The sequence below is a fragment of the Streptomyces sp. SID10853 genome, from assembly GCF_010548145.1.
Classification (GTDB): domain Bacteria; phylum Actinomycetota; class Actinomycetes; order Streptomycetales; family Streptomycetaceae; genus Streptomyces.
Map to the genome: position 1 here is coordinate 1 of NZ_JAAGLN010000111.1, position 22136 is coordinate 22136.

Here is a 22136-nt window from a genome sequence, read left to right on the forward strand (position 1 = left end):
GCCACGATGCTGTTCGCGCTGCTCGACAGGGTCCCGGCGGCCGGCCCCGCGCTCGCCGCCGCCCGTGACGTGGTGACGACGACAGCCCGCCACACCGAGCTGCACGCCAACGTCGACCTGGCGCTTGCCGTGCTCTCGGTGGCGTCGGGGATGCGCGCCGAGGCGGGCGAAGCGCTGTTCGCGGTGGCCAGGACCGCGGGCTGGATCGCCCACGCGCTGGAGGAGTACGCGGAGCGGCCGCTGCGGCTGCGCCCGAGCGGCCAGTACAACGGCCCGCGCCCGCCGCAGCCCCTGCCCGGCCCCCGGCCGGCCCCTCCGTCATGAGCCGTCGTGGTGCTTCCGCCCGCCCATGACAGCGGGGCGGGCGGAAGCACCGTACGACGGATCACCGGGCAGGAGAGACCAGCGGCCGGAGAGACCCCCGGGCCCGGAGCCCAGCGGGCAGGCAGATCAGCAGGCAGGCAGACCGCCCGCCAGCCCGGCAGCCCGGACCGCTCAGGACGAGGGGTCCGCGGTGCCCGGCTGCGGCCAGGCCGAGCAGTCCTGCCAGAGACTGGACCAGCCGGTGTTCCCACCCCCGTCGGTGACCGTGAAGGTGCCGCTGCCCGCCGGATAGGGGCAGTTGTAGACGCCTGCGGCGCCGACCCCGGTCGCGGTGACATCACGGAAGGTCGCCGCGCCGGGTGTCTCGGCCTGGACCGCCACCGTACCGACCTTGTTCAGCGTGGCGCCGTCGACCGTCACGTTCCTGACGTCCTTGCCGGTGCCACCGCCCGACACGAACTCGAACGCGCTGTACGGGCTGTCGGTGACCGTCGTGTCGGTGATGTCGACCTGGGCCGCGATCTCGCTGTCGTACGAGTCGACGCGCAGCGCCCCCATCGGGTGGCCCCAGTTGGGGTTGAGCGCCCCGGTGCGTACGAGCGTGTTCCCGGAGACGTCGATGGTGCCGCCCAGGGGGAAGAACGGGTCGGCGAACTTCTGGTTGGAGATCGCGATGCCGCTGCCCAGTGCGTTGGTGTCGGAGACCAGGTTGTTCCTGACGGTGATGTCGCTGCCGCCGTAGATGGCGATGCCGTTGGCCAGATTGGGCTGGGAGACGGTGTTGTCGGCGAACGTGTCGGAGCTGTTGGTGGTGTTGAGCGCCCACATAGCGAGTGCGTCGTCGCCGTTGTTGCGCAGGAAGTTGTTGCGCACCTGCACCCCGCGGGCGGCGCCGTTGAGGTTCAGCCCGTCGGCCGTCGTGTCCTGGATCCGGTTGTTCTCGACGACCAGGTCGTCGTTGTTGCCGGTCAGCCAGAGGCCGACCTTCATGTGCTGGATCCACATCCCGGACACGGACGAGCCGGGGCCGAGCGAGCCGTTGACGAAGTTGTCGGGGCTGGAGTCGACGCGCTCGGTGACCTCGCCGAACACCGCGAAGTCACGCAGGCCGACCTTGCCGGTCGGTGCGTCGGACTGGTTGATGAAGCTGGAACTGTGCACCACCGAGTACCAGTTGCCCGCACCGAGAAGCGTCACGTCGTCGACCCCGCTGAGCGACGAGGTGAGCCGGTAGTCCCCCGGCGGGATCCAGACGGTGCCGCCCTTCGCGGCACTGATGGCGTCGCGGAACGCCTGGGTGGAGTCGCCCGCCCCGGTCGGGTCGGCGCCCTTGTCGGTGACCGAGACGGAACCCGCGGGCTGGGCCGCCGGGCCGGCCACCTGCTGGAAGTCGGCGACATCGACGGTGGTCGGGGTCGTCGCCTCCAGCTTCACCTTCGCCCCGGCCTGGACGGTGCGGCCGAGGAGCATCCGGGTGTTGTCGAAGAGGTGATGGGTCTTCGAGCCCACGATCCAGGGCGTGTCCACGTACGAGTAGGTGGAGGTGACGGGCAGCGAACCGGTGAGCTTCTCGCCGTCGACGTAGACACTCAGCGAGCCGGACTGCCCGTCGGGGACGCTGTACGAGACGTTCACGGCGTTGGCCGTGACGGGCACCGTGAACTCCACGGACTGGCCGGCTCCCAGAGTCACCGCCTGACGTCCGGATGCCTCCGACGCGAGCGTTCCCTGCGTGTAGTCGGGGCCGATCAGGGTGCCGTCGGTGGTGGCGCTCTCGGCTTCGACCGATGTGAACGGGAGCGACGCACCGGCCGCGGCCGCCGCGTGCGCGGTGGGAGCCATGAGGACCAGGCTCGTCGCGGAGAGCGCCGCCGCGGTCGACACGGCGAGTGTCATGCGCCTGACATTTCGATGCTGGTCCGTCCGCTGTTTCCTGTGCAGTTTCATGTGGGGGTCCTGCGCCTTCCTGCGGTGGGGGATGACGAGCCGGCGGTCCGGCCGCGGGGTCAGGCCCGCAGCCAGACCGCCGTGTCCTGCGGCAGCCGCCCTCCGTCGTCCAGAGGGCCGCTGCTCAGCAGGGCGTACGAGTGGCCGGGGAGCACGGCGGGCTCCGCGGCGAGGTTGACGACACAGATCAGCCCTTCGGACCGGGCGAAGGCCAGCACACCGTCGGCGGCGGGCAGCCAGCTCAGCGGTCCGTCGCCGAACCCGGCCTCCGTCCGGCGCAGCCCGAGCGCCGTGCGGTACAGCGAGAGCATCGAGTCCGGGTCGGCCTCCTGGAGTTCCGCCGCGTAGCCGCTCCAGCCGTCCGGCTGGGGGAGCCAGGGCTCGGCCGTGGGCGGTCCGGCCGTCCAGGGCAGCGGCACCCGGCAGCCGTCGCGGCCCGGGTCGGTGCCGCCGGAGCGGAAGTGCATCGGGTCCTGGATCCGGTCCAGGGGGATCTCCGCCTCGGGCAGCCCCAGCTCCTCGCCCTGGTAGAGGTAGACGGATCCGGGCAGCGCCAGCGACAGCAGTGCGGCCGCCCGGGCTCTCCGGGTCCCCAGCTCCAGGTCGGTGGGGGTGCCGAAGGTCTTGGCCGAGAAGTCGAAGCCGGTGTCCCGGCGGCCGTAACGGGTGACCGTCCGGGTCACGTCGTGGTTGCACAGCACCCAGGTCGCCGGAGCGCCGACCGGGGCGTGCTCCGCCAGGGTCTCCTCGACCGCGGTACGGAGCCGGGCGGCGTCCCACGGGCAGCTCAGGAAGTTGAAGTTGAAGGCCGTGTGCAGTTCGTCCGGGCGCAGATAGCGCGCGAAACGCTCCGAGTCGGGCAGCCAGACCTCACCGACGAAGATGCCGCCGTACTCGTCGGCGACGGCACGCCAGGAGCGGTAGATGTCGTGGATCTCGTCCTGGTCGATATAGGGGTGCGGGTCGCGTCCCTCGACGAAGTCGGGCAGCCCGGCCGCCTTGGTGAGCAGCGCCGCCGAATCGACGCGTACGCCGGCGACACCCCGCTCGAACCAGAAACGCAGTACGTTCTCGTGCTCCTCGCGCACCACGGGGTGCGCCCAGTTGAGGTCGGGCTGCTCGGGGGCGAAGAGATGGAGGTACCACTCGCCGTCCGCGACCCGGGTCCAGGTGGAGCCGGCGAACTGGGACGGCCAGTCGTTCGGGGCGAGTTCGCCGTGCTCACCGCGGCCGGGACGGAAGTGGAAGAGTTCCCGCTCCGGGCTGCCGGGGCCTGCGGCGAGCGCGGCCCTGAACCAGGCGTGCTGGTCGGACACATGGTTGGGCACGATGTCGACGATGACCCGGATTCCCAGCGCACGTGCTTCGGCGATGAGTTTCTCGGCCTCGCCGAGCGTGCCGAACGCGGGGTCGATACTGCGGTAGTCGGCGACGTCGTACCCGCCGTCCGCGAGCGGCGACAGATACCAGGGCGTGAACCAGAGGGCGTCGACGCCGAGTTCCGTGAGGTACGGCAGCCTGCTGCGTACCCCTGCCAGATCCCCGGTTCCGTCAGCGTCCGCGTCGGCGAAACTGCGCACGTACACCTGGTAGATGGCGGCGGATCGCCACCAGTCATCGGTGGCCTCGGGCGGAGGGGTGGCTGCCACGTGACGGTCCTTTCGGGCAGGTGGGACTCCGCCGCCGGCCCCGGACAGCGGGGCGCCGGAACGGGTCCGGCGGCGGAGCGCAGAGGGTCGTTGGGGCGGAGCCGGTGGTCAGCCCTTCAGGCTGCCGGCGGTCAGGCCGCTCATGATGTTGCGCTGGAAGATCAGGAAGATGATCAGCGTCGGCGCCGATGCCATGGCGAGTGCGGCGATGAGCCAGTTCTCTGGCACTCCCTGGGCCAGGGAGTAGATACCGACGTTGAGGGTCTGCTTGCCGGGGTCGGGCAGGGTGAGCATCGGCCAGAGGAAGTCCTTCCAGACGCCGACGACCGCGAAGATCGAGACGACGCCCAGAATGGGCCGGGAGATGGGCAGCACCACCGAGCGCAGCGTGCGCAGCGGCGAGGCCCCGTCGATGGCGGCCGCGTCCAGCAGCTCCCGGGGAATCGAGTCGAAGAACCGCTTCAGCAGGAAGATGTTGAAGGCGTTCGTCACGGAGGGAAGCCAGATCACCCAGGGCGAGTTGAGCAGGTTGCGCTGGAACAGCGGCACGTCGAGCACCGTGAGGTACTGCGGTACGACCAGGACGGTCGCCGGGATCATCAGCGTCGCCAGCATCATCCCGAGGATGGCCTTGCCGAGGACGGGCCTGAGCCTGGAGAGCGAGTAGGCCGCGGCGACGTCGAGGACCAGCTGGAAGACGAGCGCCCCGAAGGCGTAGTAGAGCGTGTTGAGCAGCAGCTTGGACAGCTGCATCACGTGCCACGCCTTGGAGTAGTTGTCCGGGTGGAGGCTCCTGGGGAAGGCGGTGGGCGGCGACTGGGCGATCTCCTGTGCGGTCTTCAGCCCGCCGGTCACCATCCAGTAGAGCGGCCCGAGGAAGACCAGGGTGAACAGGAGGACCACGAGGATGAGGACGCCCCAGTAGACGGCCTTGCCGCGGGGCCTGCCCAGTTGGGCGGGTGAGATCAGAGTGCGCTCTGCCATCGTCGTACCCCTGTCACTGGCTGTCGCTGTCGCGGCTGAGCCGGACGTACGCCGCCGAGAATCCGGCGAGCAGTACGAGCAGGACCAGGCCGAGTGCGGCGGCGCCGCCGTAGTTGTCGAAGTTGAAGGCGTACTGGTAGATGAGGTAGACGACGGTCGTCGTCGACCCCTCGGGTCCGGCGCCGTTGGTCAGCAGGAACGGTTCGGTGAAGACCTGCATCGTCGCGATGATCTGCATCAGCAGGAGCAGCGAGAGGATCAGCCGGGTCTGCGGGACGGTCACATGCCAGATCTTCCGGAGGAGCCCGGCGCCGTCCAGCTCGGCCGCCTCGTACAGCTCGCCCGGGATGCCCTGGAGGGCCGCGAGGTAGATCAGCGTCGCACCGCCCATGTTCATCCAGGTCGAGGCGATGACCACGGACAGCATCGAGGTGCCGGTGGACTGAAGCCACTGCTGTTCGGGCAGGTGCAGAAAGTGCAGGATGCCGTTGAAGAGCCCGTATCCGGGGTCGTAGAAGTACTTGAAGAGCAGGACGGACGCGACCGGCGGCAGCATCACGGGGAGATAGACCAGCAGGCGCAAGTACCCCTGTGCGTGCCGGAATTCATTGATCACGATCGCGATGACGAACGGCACCAGGAAGCCGAGCACCAGCGCCAGACCGGTGAACAGCAGGGTGTTGCGCCATGCCTGCCAGAAGGCCGGGTCGTGGAAGACGTAGTCCAGGTTGTCCAGGCCGACCCAGGTGGTCCTGCCTGCCGTGTTCTTCTGGAAGGCCAGGAGGAACTCCCTGACCATCGGATACCACGAGAAGAAGGCGAAGCAGAGCACGGCGCCGATCAGGAAGCCGTGCGCCGAGAGGTTGCGCCGCAGGTTGCGGACGAAGATCTCGCGGCGGGCACCGGGCGGCGGACCGTCGTGCCGCGGCGGCTGCGCCGGCGTCATGCTGCTCGTGGACAGGGTGGGGGCCGACATCGTCTCTCCTTGGCGCCGGTGCTCGGGCTGGGCGGGAGCTGGACCGGGCGGCCCTAGTTCGCCAGGACCTGGTTGACCTGCTGCTCGGCGGTGGAAAGCAGGGAGCCGACGTCGGCGTTCCTGTTGGTCAGCACCCCCGACATCGCGTTGTCGAGGACCTTGTAGATCTCCTGCGCCTTGGCCGGCTCGGCCTTGCCCTTGACGGGGTTGTCCATGAAGGGCTTGAAGTTCTCCACCGGCATGGTCGCGCTGTCGGTCCTGGACCTGAGGTCCGCCGCCTTGGTCTCACCGGTCCAGAAGTTGGGCTGCGGCAGACCGACCGGCAGCTTGTCGGCCTTGGCGCGCGCCCAGTCGAACTGACCCTTGCCCGGGGTGAGCGTCTTGTAGTTGATCCAGGCGATGGCCGCCTTGATCTTGTCCGGCGAACTGCCCTGTTTGACCATGTAGTCGTTGCCGCCGAAGAGCGTGGCCCGGCCGCCGGGGATCGGCCCCATGCCGTAGTCCGCGTACGTGGCACCGAGCTGCTGGACCATGTACGTGAGGTCGTCAGGGGCGGCGAGGAACATCCCGAGCTTGTCGGTGGAGATCTGCTTCTGCAGATCCCCCCACTTGAGCAGCTGGGTCTTGCCCATGCTGCCGTCGTCCCAGCGCATGGCCTTGAGGTTGGTCAGGACCTGTCTGCCGATGGCGTTGTTGAAGGCGGCCTTCTTGCCGTCCGGGCTGACGACGTCGCCGCCGAGTCCGTACATCTCGGCGGTGAAGTGCCAGCCGCCCTGGTTGGTCGCGCTGTAGTCGCCGTAGCCCGCGATGCCGTTGCCGAGGCCGGCGATGGCCTTGGCGTCCTTGCGGACCTCCGCCCAGGTGGCCGGCGGCTTGTCCGGGTCGAGTCCGGCCTGCTTGAAGAGCTTGCGATTGATCATCAAGCCCATCGTGTAGTTGCTGGTGGGCAGGCCGTAGGTCTTGCCGTCCTGCTTGAGGACCTTCATGACGTCCGGGTCGATGCTGCCCAGCGCGGGAACCGTCCTCGCGTTCACGTACGCCGATATGTCGGCGGCGCCGCCGTTGTCCAGCACCTGCTGGAGGTCGGTGAAGTAGGTGTAGAAGACGTCCGGCTGCGACTTGCCCTTGAGCGCGGCGGTGAAGCGTGTGGGCTCCTCGCACTGGCCGGGGGTGGACTTACCCTCGATCGTGACGTTCGGGTACTGCTTGTTGAACGTCTTGACGTCCTCCTTCCACTCGCGCAGCTCCGCCGCCTTCGCGGCCGGGGGCATGCAGTCCATGGTCAGCGTGACCTTGGTCTTCGGGTCGAGTGGCGCGGACGGGTCCGAACTGCCGCCGCCCGATCCGTTGTCGCCGCCCCCGCTGCTGCTGGTGCCGCAGGCAGCCAGTGCGGTCAGCGCGAGCGCGGAGACAAGGGCCGCCGTCGCGGTACGGCGGTGGGTCGGGCGGAACCAGGTGCTTCTCATCGGTGGTCCCCCTGTGGGCAAGAGCGCTGGAAGCCCACAGCTGCGTCGCTGTGCGGCGGCGCAAACTCAACCACCCGGCACAGCACTCCGCAAGATGTCGCGCAGATTTCGCAAATTTTTGACAGCTACCGCTTCCCACCCCGCGGCACCTGCGCCGTCGAGCCGCGCACCACGAGCTCGGGCTCGAAGAGCAGCTCGTCGGAGGGGACCGTACGGCCTCCGATCTGCAGGGACAGCAGCTCGACCGCGGCGCGCCCCATCGCCTCGATGGGCTGGCGGACCGTGGTCAGCGGCGGGTCGGTGCAGTTCATGAAGGCCGAGTCGTCATAGCCGACGACCGAGACGTCGCCGGGCACCGAGAGGCCCCGGCGGCGGGCGGCGCGCACCGCGCCGAGCGCGAGCGGGTCGCTCGCACAGATGACTCCGGTGACCCCCTGGTCGAGCAGCCTGGCCGCCGCGGCCTGGCCGCCCTCCAGCGAGAACATCGCCCGTACGACACGCTCGTCGGGGAGTTCGGCGCCCAGCTCAGCCGCGATCACCCGGGCCGCGTCCAGCTTGCGCATCGACGGCACGTGGTCACCGGGTCCGAGCACCAGACCGATCCGCTCGTGACCGAGGGAGGCCAGATGGCGCCACGCCTGGTCGAGGGCGACCGCGTCGTCGCAGGAGACCCCGGGGAAACCGAGGTGCTCGATGACCGCGTTGATCAGAACAACCGGGATCTTGCGGTCCGCCAGCACCTTGTAGTGGTCGTGCGGAGCGTCGAGCTGGTGGTAGAGACCGCCCGCGAACACCACCCCGGAGACCTGCTGCTCCAGCAGGAGTTCGACGTAGTCGGCCTCCGAGACCCCGCCCTTGGTCTGGGTGCACAGCACCGGGGTCAGGCCCTGCTGCGCGAGTGCGCCGCCGACCACTTCGGCGAAGGCCGGGAAAATGGGGTTCTGGAGCTCGGGGAGCACCAGGCCGACCAGCCGGGCCCGTTCGCCGCGCAGCTGGGTCGGGCGCTCGTACCCCAGCACGTCGAGTGCCGACAGAACGGCCTGGCGGGTGGCCTCCGAGACGCCGGGCCTGCCGTTGAGTACCCGGCTGACCGTGGCCTCGCTGACTCCAACCTTCTGTGCCACCTGTGCAAGTCGTCGCGTCATACACGCAAGATTAGCGCAAGCACCGCAAGCGGTTTGCGGGCCAGGGGGAACTTCCGGTAGCCCCTCCCGCCCTCTACCGTTCTGCCACATGAACACCGGACAGCCCTGGAAACGTCGCATCGGACTGCCCCGACGGGCGTTCTCCCAGGTGCTGCTGATGCAGCTGACCATCGCCGGCGGAGTACTCGTCCTGGCGACCGGCCTCTTCCTGCGCCCGCTCGGCGCACAGCTCGACGACCAGGCCATGCGCCGCGCCCTGGCGATCGCCGAGACCACCGCCTCCCCCCGGCTGGCGGCGGAACTCCTCTCCTCCAGGCCGACGCCGGGCGGCCCCGTACAGGCCGAGGCCGAACGCATCAGGCGGGCGACCCACGCCGAGTACATCGTGGTCATGGACGTGCGCGGGATCCGCTGGTCGCACACCACCCGCTCCGAGATCGGCAGTGTCGTCTCGACGAGCGCCGAGGTGCCGCTGTCCGGCCACGAGGTCATGCAGATCGACACCGGCACGCTCGGCCGCTCGGCCCGCGGCAAGGTCCCGCTGCGCGACAGTCACCACCGGATCGTCGGTGCGGTGTCGGTCGGCATCAGATACGACAGCGTGCGCGCGCATCTGCTCGCCATGATCCCCGGACTTCTCGCGTATGCGGGCGGGGCGCTCGCCGCAGGGGCGCTGGCCGCGTATCTGATCTCCCGGCGGCTCCAACGGCAGATGCACGACCTTGCGTTCTCCGACATCGCTGCGCTGCTCGCCGAGCGCGAGGCGATGCTGCACGGCATCCGTGAGGGTGTGGTCGCACTGGACGGCGGCGGCCGGATCCGGCTCATGAACGACGAGGCCCAGCGGCTCCTCGACCTCGGCCCCGAGATCATCGGCCTTCCGCTCACCGAGGCACTGGGCGAGGGGCGCACCACCGATGTGCTGGCGGGGCGGGTCACCGGTGAGGACCTGCTGGCGGTACGGGGGCGCCGCGTCCTGGTCACCAACCGGATGCCCACCGACGACGGGGGCGCCGTGGCCACCCTCCGCGACCGGACCGAACTGGAGCAGCTGGGCCGTGAACTCGACTCCACCCGTGGCCTGATCGACGCCCTGCGCGCCCAGGACCACGAACACGCCAACCGGATGCACACCCTGCTGGGCCTCCTGGAACTGGAGATGCACGACGAGGCAGCCGATTTCATCACCGAGGTGGTCGGGGCGCACCGCACCACCGCCGAGCAGGTCACCGAGAAGATCCACGACCCCCTGCTGGCCGCGCTGCTGGTCGGCAAGGCCACCGTGGCGGCGGAGCGCGGTGTCACCCTGCGGCTCACCCCGGAGACCCTGCTGCCCGACCGGCTGGTCGACCCCCAGGGGCTGGTGACGATCGTGGGCAACCTGGTCGACAACGCCCTGGACGCGGTGTCCGGTTCGGACGGAGCACGGGTGGAGGTCGAACTGCTCACCGAGGGCCATACAGCCGTCCTGCGCGTCGCCGACAGCGGCGGGGGGATACCGGAGGAGCAGCACGAACTGATCTTCACGGAGGGCTGGTCGACCAAGAAGCTTCCCGCACACGGGAAGCGCGGTCTGGGGCTGCCGCTGGTCCGCAGACTCGCCGAGCGCCAGGGCGGCAGCGCCGAGGTCGGCACGGGTACGGGCGGGGGCGCCGAGTTCACCGTCGTACTCCCGGAGGCGCTGACCGGCAGCCGGACATCGGCGCGGGAGCCGACGGGCTGACGGACGCTGACCGTTCCGGACGGCAGCGGGCCCCCGCCGGAACGGTCAGGGGCCTACGACGCCTGCGCCTGCGCTTCCTCCTGCGCCTACGCCTCCGCCTCGGACTTCACCCCGGCGAGCGTCGCCTCGATGCCGTTGCGCAGCAGCGCCAGGCGACCGGCGATGATCTCGGACTCCCGCTCCGGATGCTTCTCGACGAAGGTGTGCATCGGGCCGCGCGCGGTGCCGATCCGCATGCCGTGCCGCAGGCGGGTACCCCCTCCCGCGACCGGCTCCAGCAGATACGTCCATATGGCCAGCGGCTCGCCGTCGGCCCGCTCTTCGGAGTGGACGACCTCCCAGCGGAAGGTGCGCGGCTCCTCCATTTCCGCGATGCGGCTGACGGTGTGCCACTCCCCCAGGCCCTCATTGCGGTTGCGGCCGGAGAAACACGCGCCGACGGCCGGCCCGTCCGCACCGTCCAGCCACGTCACTTCCTGGAGTTCCGGGCTGTGGCGGGCCGATGTCGAGATGTTCGACACCAGCCTCCACACCTGGTCCGGTGGCGCGGCGATCTCGATCTGACACTCGACGTGGGAACCATCGGCAAGACGCATCGTTCACCCTCCGGGGCAGGACTGTTCCGCGGCCACACCCACCGGCGTCGCCGGGCTTGAGCATCTCAGCCCGACCCCTTTTTGATAACGCCCCAGGCGCACCGGACATGAGCGTTGCCGACAGCCGCCGGGCCTGACCTGGGCGGGTCCCGCGGTAACGCCCGCAGGGCGAAGCCGGCCTCCGTGCCCCGCCCAGCCGGCCTCGCGCGCCCCGCGCCGGACCTCCGCCCATTGTCCCACTGAGCGAAACAGCAGTCCTTGCATGCAGGACTGATCTCCATTACGTTGACGCCATCAAGCTGACGCGCACGAGGAGGTCTGCGATGGTCGAGCGGTATCAGGTTCTGGTGGTCGGCGGCGGCCCGGTCGGGCTGACCGCGGCTCACCTGCTCGCGAGGCTCGGTGTCGGCACCCTGCTGATCGAGCGCAACGCCTCGACCAGCGACGAAGCCAAGGCCATCAGCCTGGACGGGGAGTCGCTGCGCACCCTGCAGATCTGCGGTCTGAGTGACGACATAGCCCCTGTAGTGGTCCCTGGCACGGGGACGCGCTACTACGGCGCACGGGGGCAGTCCCTCTTCCACGCCCGGGGCACCACACCGTTCCAGTTCGGCCACGCCTTCAAGAACCAGTTCGCCCAGCCCGAGCTGGAACGTGTGCTGCTGGAGACACTCACCGTCCCGACCCGGTTCGGGACCGAGCTGGTCGCTCTGGAGGACGACGCGGACGGCATCACGGCGGTCGTCACCCACGGGGAGCAGACGGAACGCATCCGCGCCGACTACGTGCTGGGCTGTGACGGAGGCCGCAGTACGGTCCGGCAGTTGACCGGCACCCCCATGACCGGCAGCAGCTACCCGGATGTCTGGCTGGTCGTCGACACCCTGGAAGACCCGCACGACGAACGCTTCGGCATGCACCACGGCGCCCCCGGGCGGCCGCATGTCATCGTGCCGGGCCGTGCGGGCCGCTGTCGCTACGAATTCCTGCTGCGCCCCGGCGAAGGCGAACCCGGCACGCCCCCCTCGTTCGACGTCGTCCGTCGTCTGCTGGCCCCGTACCGCACCATTACTTCCGCCCAGGTCGAACGCAGCGTCACCTACCGCTTCAACGCGTTGGTGGCCGACCGCTGGCGCACCGGCCGCAGTTTCCTCCTGGGCGACGCCGCGCACATGATGCCCCCCTTCGCGGGCCAGGGCCTCAACTCCGGTGTGCGCGACGCCGCCAATCTGTGCTGGAAGATCGCCACCATCCTCGACGGACGGGCGGGCGACCGGCTGCTGGACACCTACGAAACCGAGCGACGCCCCCATGCCCAGGCCGTCGTCCACCTGTCCGTGAAGCTCCGTTCCGTGGTCATGACCACCAGCCGGCGCCGCGCCGCCCTGCGGGACCTGCTGGTCGCGGGCGCCGTCCGGACCCCCTGGGGCAAGCGGTACCTGGAAGGCATGCGCTACCGGCCCTCACCCACTCTGCGGGAGGGGCTGATCGTCGGCGCCCCGTTCGCGGAGGACTCACCGCTGCTGGGCCGGGCCCTGGAGCAACCCCGTGTGCTCCTTCCGGACGGGTGCGCCACCGGACTGCTCGACGACGTCATGGGGGACGGTTTCACCCTGCTTGGCGTCAACCTCACCGAGCAGGACTGGGACACGATCGCAGACTCGCCGCTCAGCGCTCTCGGAGCCACCGAGGTCAATGCGCTGTGCGGGGATCTCCTGCCCCGTATGCGTGGCCCACGCCCAGCCGTTGCCGATACCGACGGACGGCTGGAGAGCCTCCTGGCGCCCAGCCGCGGCCGTGTCATTGTCATCCGCCCCGACCGCTGCGTCGGCGCGGTCCTACGGCCCGACCAGGCGCAGGCAGCGGGGGACCGCTTCCTCCACCGGCTGGGCCTGCCCGCCCACGTGGCCGTGGCCTGATCAGGCCGGTCGGGCCCGCCCCACCCACGCCACACCGCACCGCACCGCACCCGAGAGGTCAGCTCATGCGTTACGTCTCCTACTTCCATCTGGGAACGCCCCACGCCGGCGTCCTGGCCGACGGACATGTCACCCCGCTCCGGGGGGTGTCCGAGCTGGGCCGCGGGACCCCCGTCGAGGTCCTGGCCGAACCTGATCTCGACGAAGCCGGCCGTGTCCCGCTGTCCGAGGTGCGGCTGCGCCCCGTCATCCCTGAGCCCCAGAAGATCATCTGCGTCGGGCTCAACTACCGCTCGCACGTCACCGAGACCGAGCGCGAACTGCCGGCCTATCCGGTCCTGTTCACCAAGTTCCCGCCGAGCCTGATCGGCGCGGACGACCCCGTCCTCGTTCCGCGGGAGTCCAGCCAGGTCGACTACGAGGCCGAGTTGGGCATCGTGATCGGACGCCGGGCGCGCCGGGTGGCCGGGAAGGACGCCCGCAGTGTCATCGCCGGTTACACGATCGCCAACGACGTCACGATGCGCGACTACCAGTACAAGACCCATCAGTGGTTGCAGGGCAAGGCATGGGACGCCTGCACCCCGCTCGGCCCCGCCCTGGTGAGCGAGGACGAGATCGGCGACCGGATCGGGAAACTGGCGATCACCCTCAGTCTCAACGGCGAGGTCCTGCAGTCGTCCGACACCTCGATGCTGATCTTCGATATTCCGACTCTCGTCAGCACCGTCTCGGAATTCACCACGCTGCTGCCGGGCGACGTCATCCTCACCGGCACCCCCGGCGGAGTCGGCTTCCGCCGCGACCCGCAGGTCTTCCTCACCCCCGGCGACCGGGTCAGCGTCAGCATCGACGGACTGGGAGAACTCGCCAGCACCGTCCAGGCCGAAACCGCCCGCTGATCCGACCCCCGCTCCTCCCCCGAACCGCAGCACACCTACGAAAGCGAGGCAATGCATCATGGCCATTACCGGACTGGGACACACCGGCCTGTGGGTCAACGATCTGGAGACCATGCGCGACTTCTACACCCGCATGCTGGGCCTGACCGTCACGGACGAGGACGCGGAGCGCGGCATCGTCTTCCTGAGCGCCAGGCCGGACGAGGAGCACCACGAGTTCGTCCTCCAGGTCGGCCGGACCGCGCCCGACGGAGCCAAGCTCACGCACCAGATCTCCTGGCGCATCGACTCCCTGGAAACCCTCGTCGGCTACCACAAGCGTTTCCGCGCCGAGGGGGTGCCCGTCCAGCAGGAGGTCACCCACGGCAACGCCTACGGCATCTACTTCTTCGACCCCGAGGGCAACCGCAACGAGGTCTACATCCGGGTGGAGAAGGACGTACGCCAGCCGTTCCGTAAGACCCTCGACCTCGACCTGCCCCTGGACGCGATCGAGGCAGAGGCCGAACGCCTGCTGAACGACGACACCGAGGCGTATCAGCCCATCCAGTAACCGGGGCACCCGTACCGCCTCCGGCAGTACGGACCTCCGCCCCAGCAGGGGCCGCCCGCCGCACTTCGGCGGGCGGCCCCTGCTGGTGTGCCCGACTCCGGTGTCGGGGCTCCGCGGGCCCGGCCGGCCCGACACGGTCGGATTCAGCCGGCGGCCAGGGCCAGCTTGTCGCTGATGCGGGCCGCCGCCTCCAGGACGGAGTCCACGACCCCGGGCAACCGCTCTGCGGACACACGGTGTTCCAGGGCCGCTACGCTGAGGGCCGCGGTCACCGTTCCCGAGGCATCGCGCAGCGGTGCGCCGATACCGAGGATGTCGCTGTCCAGCTCCCCGCGTGAGACGCAGTAGCCATCCTCGCGGATGGTCTCCAGCCGGTCCATCAGCACATCGATATCGGTCAGCGTCCGCGGCGTGAACTGCTCCAGCCTCTCCCGCTCCAGGAGGGTTCTGGCGTCGTCCCGGGGCAGCCAGGCCAGCAGGACGAGCGCCGATGCTCCGGCGTTGATGGCCAGGGTGCTGCCGCGCTCGTAGGAGATGCGGACGGGATGGTCGGCTTCCGCGCGCTCCAGGCAGATGGCGTTGCCACCCGCACGCCGTGTCAGGAGCACCGTCTCCTGGACGCGGGAGCTGAGTTCGGCCATGACCGGAAGGGCGATGTCGGAGAGCCCGTAACGCCGGCGGGCCAGCCTGGCCAGTTCCAGGACACGGGGCCCCAGACGGAATCCGCCGAGCGGATCCTCTTCGAGGAAGCCGGAACCGACCAGGCTCTGCAAGTACCGGTACGCGGTGGACCGCGCTGTGCCCAGCGTGGTGGCGACCTCCTTGCCGGAGACCGACAGCTGTGTGGCGCTGAACATCCCGAGGATGTCCAGCGCACGGTCGGCGGTCGAATTCCGCTCCCGGTACTGCCCGGCGGGGGCGGTGGATTTATCAGACTCTCGTCCTGGCATGCAGGACACTCTACCTCTTGCGCGAGACGGGCATACCGGAAGACCGCGGCGGCCCCGGCAGAGGCGCAGCGGGCTCGCCGCACCGAAGCCGTCGCCCGGCCTCGTACGCCCCGGAACAGCAACCGTCGGACAACCGGTCAATTCCCTTTCGCGGGCAGGATCATTCGTGCGAACTCCTGCCCGGCATAGGAGAGTCGGTCCGCCCGGAAGAACAACGAATAAGTCCGTGTGATCGGCACATCGAGATGGCGGGTGGTCACACCGAGATCACGCAGCATCTCGACGTTCTGCAGAGGAAGCAGAGCGGAGCCGGCCCCGGCGGCGACCAGTGAGGCGAACGAGTCCATCAACTGCGTTTCGACCGCCACGGTAAGGACCTGCCCCGCATCGGCGAATGCTCTCTCGACCACACGCCGCATGGACGTCTGCGGCGGGCTCACAATGAGTGGGTATTGAGCGAGTTGTTCCACGGTGATGAGCGGGTCGTCGGGCACCACCGTGTCCGGCGGGAACGCCACCACCATGTCCTGCACCCCTGCGGCGATCTTCCGGATCGAATGCGGGGTCGCGTTTTCGTAGTGACTGATCACCAGTTCCGCCGGCCCCCGATCCAGGAGACGCTCGACGGGCTCTTCTCCGGTGAACGGCCCGAAATGGATGGCGACCTGGGGGTAGCGTTCACGGAACCGCGCGATCCACTGCGACACGGGAACGGCCGCGAGAGCCGGCATCGCGGCGATGTGGAGTTCCCCCTGCGGGGCATCGACGATCCCGTCGACGGCAGCTTTCGCTCGGATCGCGGCATCCACGAGCCTGCGGGCGGGCTGGAGCAGCGCTTCGCCCGCGGCAGTCAGTCTCATTCCGCGGGCGAAGCGCTCGAACAGTACGGCGCCTATTTCCCGCTCCATCGCCACGATCGACTGTGAGAGTGCGGGCTGGGAAAGGTGCAGATGTTCGGCGGCCCGCCCCATCGTTCCGTGGTCCGCGATGGCGAGAAAGTAGCTGGCCTGGCGAACTTCCACGGGACTTCCTCCTCGGGTTCGATGCGGTCGACCCTACCGGGACAACCGGCTGTCGATCTCGTGGAAGGACATACCCTCCGTCTTCGGGAGGGAGTGAGCGGCGATCAGCCCGACCACCGCGAAGAACATGACGTAGACGGCCGGGATATCGAGGTCAGGAAACCAGACGGTCAACTGAGTGACAACGAAGGGAGCGGTACCACCGGCCAGGATGTTCGCGATATTGAACCCCAGCCCCATTCCGGTGGCACGAATGGACGTCGGGAACAGTTCAGGCATCGCCGCGCTGATGACCGGCATGAGGCCGCCGGCGAGTATGCCGAGGCAGGCATGAGCGGCTATCACCAACGGCACGGAGCCGACTTCCATCACTTTGATCAGGGGCCAGACCAGGACGAACAAGGCCAGGGCGGCGGCATTGAATGTCCTGCGCCGGCCGAAAACGTCGGTGAACCTACCGAACAGAAGCATCGCTCCTGCCGACACCACGAGACACACCGTGGTCGAGCCCATTGCGACACCGAGGCTGTAGCCGAGGTTCTTCTGCAGATAGATGGCCAGGTAGACATATACGACCCAGTAACCGGCGACACTGGTGGTCGCGATCCCGACCGTGCGGAGCAGGGCACCGCGATGGTTCCGCAGCAGGCCCCGGACAGGCAGGGCCGGAACCTCTTCGGAAGCAACAACGCGCTTGAAATCGGGCGACTCCTGCAGCTTGAGCCGGATGTAGATGCCGATCGCGCCCATCGGGACGGCAAGCAGGAAGGGAATGCGCCATGCCCAATCGACCGTCGCCTGCTCGGACAGCAGGGCCGCGATGACGGCAACAGCAGCAGAACCGAACAGCGTGCCTATGACCACACCGAGTTGCGTGAACCCGGTATAGAACCCCCGACGCCGTGCCTCGACGTGTTCACCCACGAAACAGACCGCCGCGCCCACCTCTCCGCCGGCGGACATCCCCTGGATACACCGCAACAGCACCAGGGCCACGGTCGCGACCACTCCGATGCTGGAATAGCCGGGAACCAGACCGATGACGACGGTCGACCCCGTCATGACCAGCAGGGTGGATATCAGTGACGTGCGCCGTCCCCATCTGTCTCCGATGTGGCCGAACAAGACCGCCCCGACCGGCCGGACCGCGAACGCCACGGCCAGCGTCGCAAGAGTCCCCATCAGCGCTGTCGAGGAATCGCGCTGGGAGAAGAACACGAGGGCCAGGGTCGTCGACAAGTAGCCGTAGACGGCGAAGTCGAAGTATTCCACGATGGTGCCGACCGTTGCCGCTGCCACGACCCGCCGGGTCGTCGAGGCCGCACTCATTGACTCAGCGGAATCGATGGTCGTAACGCTCATCAATCCTCCTAGGGTATTCCTGTGCGCTACATGAGGAATTCGTGTGCGGGAGAGGGAACGCCGTGCGTCGCGCCTCCCATCCGGAGGAAGCAAGCCACATGCGAGCCGTGTGGACTTCGGCTGATCAGAACGGGTACGGAGCTGTGGTTGGCCGTACCGTCAGCCACTGGGTCTCGGTGAATGCCTCGATGTTCGCGCCCGCGCCGCCGAACCGGGAGCCGTTCCCGGAGGCCCGAGTGCCGCCGAACGGAGCGTTGGACTCGTCGTTCACCGTCTGCTCGTTGATATGGATCTTGCCGGAGTCGATCCTGTCGGCGAGCGTCATGGCATCACCGACGTTTCCGATGATGCCGACCGCAAGGCCGTACTCACTGCCGTTCACGAGATCGACGGCCTCGTCGAGGGAGGAGAACTTGAGGACCGGAGCGACCGGCCCGAAGGTCTCGTCGCACCAGGCCGGATTGTCGCGAGTGACGTCCGCGATCACGGTGGGCGCGTAGAACAATCCCTCGAACGTGCCGCCGGTCGCGATTCGTCCACCGGCTCGCTCCGCCCGTCGCACGATCCCGTCGATCCGGGCCAGCTGGTTCTCGTCGATGATCGGGCCCAGGGCGACAGGCGCGGTGGCAGGGTCACCGACGGACAGGTTCTTCGCCTTTCCGACCAGAGCCTCCACATACTCCTCGTAGACCGACTCGTGGACAATGTGGCGGCCGGTGCTCATACAGATCTGGCCCTGATGGTTGAACGAACCGAAGGCACCCGCGGACGCCGCCTTCTCTACGTCGGCTCCGGGCAGAACCACGAGCGCGTTGTTTCCCCCCAGCTCGAGATGGGCTCGCTTCAGCAGCCGGGCCGCGGCCTCACCGATCTTTCGGCCGGCCGGCGTCGAGCCGGTGAATGAGACGATCCGCACCTCGGGCGCCTCGACCACCGCTGCTCCGACATCCGCACCGCCCGGCAACAGCTGTAGCGTGCCCGCGGGAAGCCCCGCCTCCTCGAAGACGCGCTGGAGGACCACGCCGCCACAGACCGTGGTCCGCGGATCTGGCTTGAGCAGCACGCTGTTGCCCAGCGCGAGCGCAGGCGCGACCGATCGCATGGCCAGTAGGAGCGGGACGTTGAACGGAGCGATGACGCTGACCACTCCGGCCGGCCGACGGCGCGCGAACGACCACCTGTCCTCGTTCGACGTCAGCACCTCACCTGCTGGATGGCTCGGCAGCCCAGCGGAGTCGAAACACTCGGCAGCCGCAGCGCCCGTTTCGTACTCCGCCTTGGCCGAGGCGGACCCGCTCTCGCGGACGATCCACTGCGCGATCTCTGCCGCGTTCTCCTCGATGATCGAGCCGGCGCGACGCAGGACTGCCGCCCGCCGCCCCGGGGGCAACGCGGCCCATGACCGCTGCGCCACGGCGGCGGAGCCGGATGCGCGAACGACATCGTCGACCGACGCAGTGCCACACAGCGCAATCCGGGCCCCAGTGGCGGGTTCGACGACGTCGTGGGCCCCACCGCCTCCGGCAGTCCAGCCGTCCACGAAGATCTTGCCTGCCCAGACGGCAGTTTCGGACAGCAACATGTATCTCTCCTCGAATGGGTCGGCCGATCACACAGCGGCCGTGGATCGTGGCGTCCGGTCTGTCGGCCATGTCGCGGTGGCCGCTTGGGTGTTCCACCCGCGGTGGTGGCGTGGACCGGTGAGGCCGGCATCGGCACGACTGGTCTTACTCACGGGTGCTCTGCCCGGCTTGTGCGCGGCCGTCAAGTGCGGCGCCCACCGGCGGGACACGCACGGGTGTGAGCGCGTGCACTGTCGCGGCGGCGAGTTTCGGTCCGGTGGCGAAGGCACTCCGGCCGGGGCGCCGGCGAGGGAACGGCGTTCATCGTCCGCGGCCCGGGCACAGAACTTCACAGGTCACGACCTGTGGTTGCCGAGAGGGAAGAGGGGGGACAAGTGCGGCAGGGATGAGACTGTGAAGCGGCCTGACCAGCTCAGGAGCTGACGAGCTCCACATCGCGGGAGGCGAGTTCGTCGGCGAACAGCGGCATGACGAGTCGCCCGAAACGCTCCGCCTCGTCGGCATGCGGGTAACCGGACAGGCAGAAACTCGAGCAGCCGGCGTCCATGAACTCGCGAATGGTGGCCGCGACTTGTTCGGGGTTGCCCACGATGGCCACTCCGGAGCCCTCGCGAACACTGGCGATTCCGCTCCACAAGTGGTCGGCGATCAGGTGGTTCTCCGCCTTGGCCAGCTCTTTCATCCGCAGATTGGCCATGGACTGGTCCCACTTGACACTGGTCTCGCTAGGGCCGTTGGCGGCATTTGCGATAATTGCGTGCGCGGCATTCCACGCCTCGCTCTCGGTCTCACGCACGACGACGTGGAGTCGCATCCCGTATCGCAGCGAGCGCCCCTCGGCAGCAGCACGCTCGTCCATCTCGGCGACCAGTTTGGCGATGTTGTCCGGGGTGTCACCCCAGAACAGGTGCACGTCCGCGTGCTTGGCGCACAGGTCCTTGGCAGCCGGCGACAGGCCGCCCAGGTACACCGGCGGGTAGGGCGCCTGGTAGGGCTTCGGGAGGACATTCACACCGTTGGCCTTGAAGAACGTGCCGTCGACGTCGAAAGGCTCGGTTTCCGTCCAGGCTTTCTTCATGACCTCCAGCGATTCCGTGAGGACCGCGTACCGCTGGTCGTGGTCGTGGAACATCCCGTCGGCTGCCATCTCAACAGAGCTGCCACCGGTGATGAGATTGATGCGCACCCGCCCCTGGGTCAGCTGATCGAATGTGGAGATCATCTTGGCCATCACGGTCGGCGCCATGAATCCCCCGCGGGCGGCGACCAGGGGAGCGATCTTCTTGGTCCGCGCCGCGACCATCGCGCAGGTGATGTAGGCGTCGTAGCAGTTGGTCTGCACCGGGACGAGAATGTACTCGAAGCCCGCATCCTCCGCGGTCTGCGCCACGTTGGTGAACAACTCCATGCTCTGGGGGATGGCGGCCTCGGCCACCCCGTGCTGCGACGTGTCGCCCATGGTGGGGATGAACCAGCCGAATTCAACAGTCATGAATGTTCCTGCTTTCCATGGAAGAAGTTGGGAGTAGCGGCGGATGCGGCGGATGCGGCGGCCCAGCACGGGTGACGGGCCGGCCGTCGTTCTCGGATTCCTCGTTGCCCAGGCCGGCGACGGCGCGTTCCTCCGGCTCGCATCCCCGCCCGAACTCGCGGGTGCCCTGTCCCTGCCGAACAGCTACTGACGGATCAGCGTGCGGTCAGGCCCGCGTAGCCGCGGTCGTGGAATACCAGCGGATCCGTGGTTTCACCTTCGGACAGGCCGATCACCCTGACGAGAACGAGTTCGTGATCGCCGGCCGGAGACACCTGCTCTATACGGCACTCGATGTGCGCGACCGCTCCGGGGAGAACCGGGGATCCCAAAGGCCCCTTTGTCCAATGTGCTTCATCGAATCGGTCCTCATGCTTGCGCCCGATCTTGTCGCACATGGAATGCTGACGGGAGGAGAGGACGCTGATACCGAGCAGGTCTGCTGTACGCAGTTTCGGCCAGCTCGTTGAAGACCGGTCCACGAAGAACCCCACCAGTGACGGTTCCAGCGAAACGGAGACAAAGGACCCGATAACGAGCGCCGCCCGGCCGTCCGGGTCTCCGGCAACAACCGCAACACTGGTCGGAACCTTGGCCATGACGGCGCGCATGCGATGCGGGTCTATCGGGTGAAGCGAGGACTCCAAGGTGGTCATGTCGATCTCCTCTGATCCGGTTTGTGCTGTGGGACACAAACTAGAAGCCAGTCTCCGACGGGGTCCAAGTCGCTTTCCGTATGCTCTTCATAAGGGGGGCTTATGGCCCTACCGCTGTTCCTGCACGCCAACATCATGATCGAATATGCCGCACCCCATTCGACATCCAACGGCTCGTGGGTGGTTGGCGGTGACGCACCGCATCCGGGACCAGTGATCATGGTCGGTGCGGTGAGAACCGAGCACGTGCAACCTGGCCCACTGGTGCGGCCTGCCCCCAGCGGCAGCCGCACAGCTCCGGCCCTTACACAGAATTCCCGGCACCCAGCGCTCGCGGGGCACCGAGAATTTGCTGTTCCAGGCAGGGATTTCTCAGCGGAACAATTCCACACGGATACGTCGGTCGGGGCGGGTGCAGTTGGAGGACCTCGGCGGCGGATTCCCCGGGCCCGGACGGCCATACCGGACTACGGAGGTCGAGCTCGTGATGTCGCCGGGTTGCTCAGGTGAGCCCGGTCCTCGGGCCGGTCTCGGACGAGGCATCCGTCCATGCGCCAGACCGCCGACCGCCGATTACGGGGTGCGCTCAGTGCGGTCGTCGTACTCCCCGCGGGCGGTGATGACTTCTTCGATGTGCACCACGGACCACTCCGTGAGCGCCTTCAGCGGTTCCCGCAGTGTCTGGCCGAGCGCGGTCAGCTCGTACTCCACGTGCGGCGGCACCTCTGGGTAGACGGTCCGGCGGACCAGCCCGTCGCGTTCGAGGGTGCGCAGCGTCTGGGTGAGCATCTTCTCGCTCACGCCCGCCAGCGTCTGCCGGAGCCGGCCGAACCGGGAGGCGCCGTTCC

General features: G+C 68.4%; 19 protein-coding genes and 1 pseudogene. 6 read left to right on the forward strand and 14 right to left on the reverse strand.

Features of this window, described 5'->3' with window-relative positions:
* On the forward strand, nt 1-324 hold a 324-nt coding region (locus G3I19_RS20760), incomplete at its 5' end, for a citrate/2-methylcitrate synthase (RefSeq protein WP_275402761.1).
* A 192-nt stretch (nt 325-516) separates the two neighbouring features.
* Here the strand turns inward: G3I19_RS20760 and G3I19_RS20765 are convergent.
* The 6 genes and pseudogenes from G3I19_RS20765 to G3I19_RS20790 form a co-directional block, all read right to left on the reverse strand.
* A pseudogene (locus G3I19_RS20765) lies at nt 517-2220 on the reverse strand (glycosyl hydrolase family 28-related protein); the annotation flags it as partial.
* Nucleotides 2221-2330: 110 nt separating this feature from the next.
* A complete protein-coding gene (locus tag G3I19_RS20770; RefSeq protein WP_164265173.1) occupies nt 2331-3920 on the reverse strand; it encodes a glycoside hydrolase family 13 protein in 1590 nt (529 codons plus the stop codon).
* Between the two features lie 108 nt (nt 3921-4028).
* Nucleotides 4029-4904 (reverse strand): carbohydrate ABC transporter permease, encoded by an 876-nt coding sequence (locus tag G3I19_RS20775; RefSeq protein ID WP_164265174.1) that lies wholly within the window; start codon nt 4902-4904, stop codon nt 4029-4031.
* A gap of 13 nt (nt 4905-4917) precedes the next feature.
* Nucleotides 4918-5880: a sugar ABC transporter permease gene (locus tag G3I19_RS20780; RefSeq protein ID WP_164265175.1), complete on the reverse strand. Its 963-nt coding sequence runs from the start codon at nt 5878-5880 to the stop codon at nt 4918-4920.
* Between the two features lie 53 nt (nt 5881-5933).
* On the reverse strand, nt 5934-7346 hold the full coding sequence (locus G3I19_RS20785; RefSeq protein ID WP_164265176.1) for an extracellular solute-binding protein: 1413 nt from the start codon (nt 7344-7346) through the stop codon (nt 5934-5936).
* Nucleotides 7347-7471: 125 nt separating this feature from the next.
* A complete protein-coding gene (locus tag G3I19_RS20790; protein WP_164265177.1) occupies nt 7472-8491 on the reverse strand; it encodes a LacI family DNA-binding transcriptional regulator in 1020 nt (339 codons plus the stop codon).
* Between the two features lie 88 nt (nt 8492-8579).
* On the opposite strand from G3I19_RS20790, the gene G3I19_RS20795 reads away from it, so the two are divergent.
* The gene (locus G3I19_RS20795) at nt 8580-10214 is read left to right on the forward strand and encodes a sensor histidine kinase (RefSeq protein ID WP_164265178.1); all 1635 of its coding nucleotides are present in this window, start codon (nt 8580-8582) and stop codon (nt 10212-10214) included.
* An 86-nt stretch (nt 10215-10300) separates the two neighbouring features.
* Here G3I19_RS20795 and G3I19_RS20800 read toward each other — a convergent pair whose 3' ends face one another.
* Nucleotides 10301-10810, reverse strand: coding sequence for an SRPBCC family protein (locus G3I19_RS20800; RefSeq protein ID WP_164265179.1), 510 nt, complete (start codon nt 10808-10810; stop codon nt 10301-10303).
* Between the two features lie 323 nt (nt 10811-11133).
* Between G3I19_RS20800 and G3I19_RS20805 the strand changes: the two genes are divergently transcribed.
* The 3 genes from G3I19_RS20805 (at nt 11134) to G3I19_RS20815 (ending at nt 14184) form a co-directional block, all read left to right on the forward strand.
* Nucleotides 11134-12729: an FAD-dependent monooxygenase gene (locus G3I19_RS20805; protein ID WP_164265180.1), complete on the forward strand. Its 1596-nt coding sequence runs from the start codon at nt 11134-11136 to the stop codon at nt 12727-12729.
* A 65-nt stretch (nt 12730-12794) separates the two neighbouring features.
* A complete protein-coding gene (locus G3I19_RS20810) occupies nt 12795-13631 on the forward strand; it encodes a fumarylacetoacetate hydrolase family protein (protein ID WP_164265181.1) in 837 nt (278 codons plus the stop codon).
* 58 nt (nt 13632-13689) lie between these two features.
* Nucleotides 13690-14184: a VOC family protein gene (locus G3I19_RS20815; protein ID WP_164265182.1), complete on the forward strand. Its 495-nt coding sequence runs from the start codon at nt 13690-13692 to the stop codon at nt 14182-14184.
* 143 nt (nt 14185-14327) lie between these two features.
* On the opposite strand, the gene G3I19_RS20820 is transcribed toward G3I19_RS20815, so the two are convergent.
* The 5 genes from G3I19_RS20820 to G3I19_RS20840 all read right to left on the reverse strand — a co-directional run bounded on the left by G3I19_RS20820 (nt 14328) and on the right by G3I19_RS20840 (nt 20593).
* The gene (locus G3I19_RS20820) at nt 14328-15134 is read right to left on the reverse strand and encodes an IclR family transcriptional regulator (protein WP_164265183.1); all 807 of its coding nucleotides are present in this window, start codon (nt 15132-15134) and stop codon (nt 14328-14330) included.
* Nucleotides 15135-15271: 137 nt separating this feature from the next.
* On the reverse strand, nt 15272-16156 hold the full coding sequence (locus G3I19_RS20825) for a LysR family transcriptional regulator (RefSeq protein WP_164265184.1): 885 nt from the start codon (nt 16154-16156) through the stop codon (nt 15272-15274).
* 33 nt (nt 16157-16189) lie between these two features.
* Nucleotides 16190-17518, reverse strand: a complete 1329-nt coding sequence (locus G3I19_RS20830; RefSeq protein ID WP_164265185.1) for an MFS transporter — start codon at nt 17516-17518, stop codon at nt 16190-16192.
* A 124-nt stretch (nt 17519-17642) separates the two neighbouring features.
* A complete protein-coding gene (locus G3I19_RS20835; RefSeq protein WP_164265186.1) occupies nt 17643-19100 on the reverse strand; it encodes a benzaldehyde dehydrogenase in 1458 nt (485 codons plus the stop codon).
* A gap of 413 nt (nt 19101-19513) precedes the next feature.
* On the reverse strand, nt 19514-20593 hold the full coding sequence (locus G3I19_RS20840) for an LLM class flavin-dependent oxidoreductase (RefSeq protein WP_164265187.1): 1080 nt from the start codon (nt 20591-20593) through the stop codon (nt 19514-19516).
* A gap of 52 nt (nt 20594-20645) precedes the next feature.
* Between G3I19_RS20840 and G3I19_RS20845 the strand changes: the two genes are divergently transcribed.
* Nucleotides 20646-20783, forward strand: a complete 138-nt coding sequence (locus tag G3I19_RS20845) for a hypothetical protein (RefSeq protein WP_164265188.1) — start codon at nt 20646-20648, stop codon at nt 20781-20783.
* Nucleotides 20784-20787: 4 nt separating this feature from the next.
* On the opposite strand, the gene G3I19_RS20850 is transcribed toward G3I19_RS20845, so the two are convergent.
* Together G3I19_RS20850 and G3I19_RS20855 are read right to left on the reverse strand one after the other, a co-directional pair.
* Entirely contained in the window at nt 20788-21288 is a 501-nt protein-coding gene (locus G3I19_RS20850; protein WP_164265189.1) for a flavin reductase family protein, read from the reverse strand.
* Between the two features lie 573 nt (nt 21289-21861).
* Nucleotides 21862-22136 (reverse strand): helix-turn-helix domain-containing protein (locus tag G3I19_RS20855; RefSeq protein ID WP_164265190.1); only part of this gene is annotated, 275 nt, incomplete at its 5' end.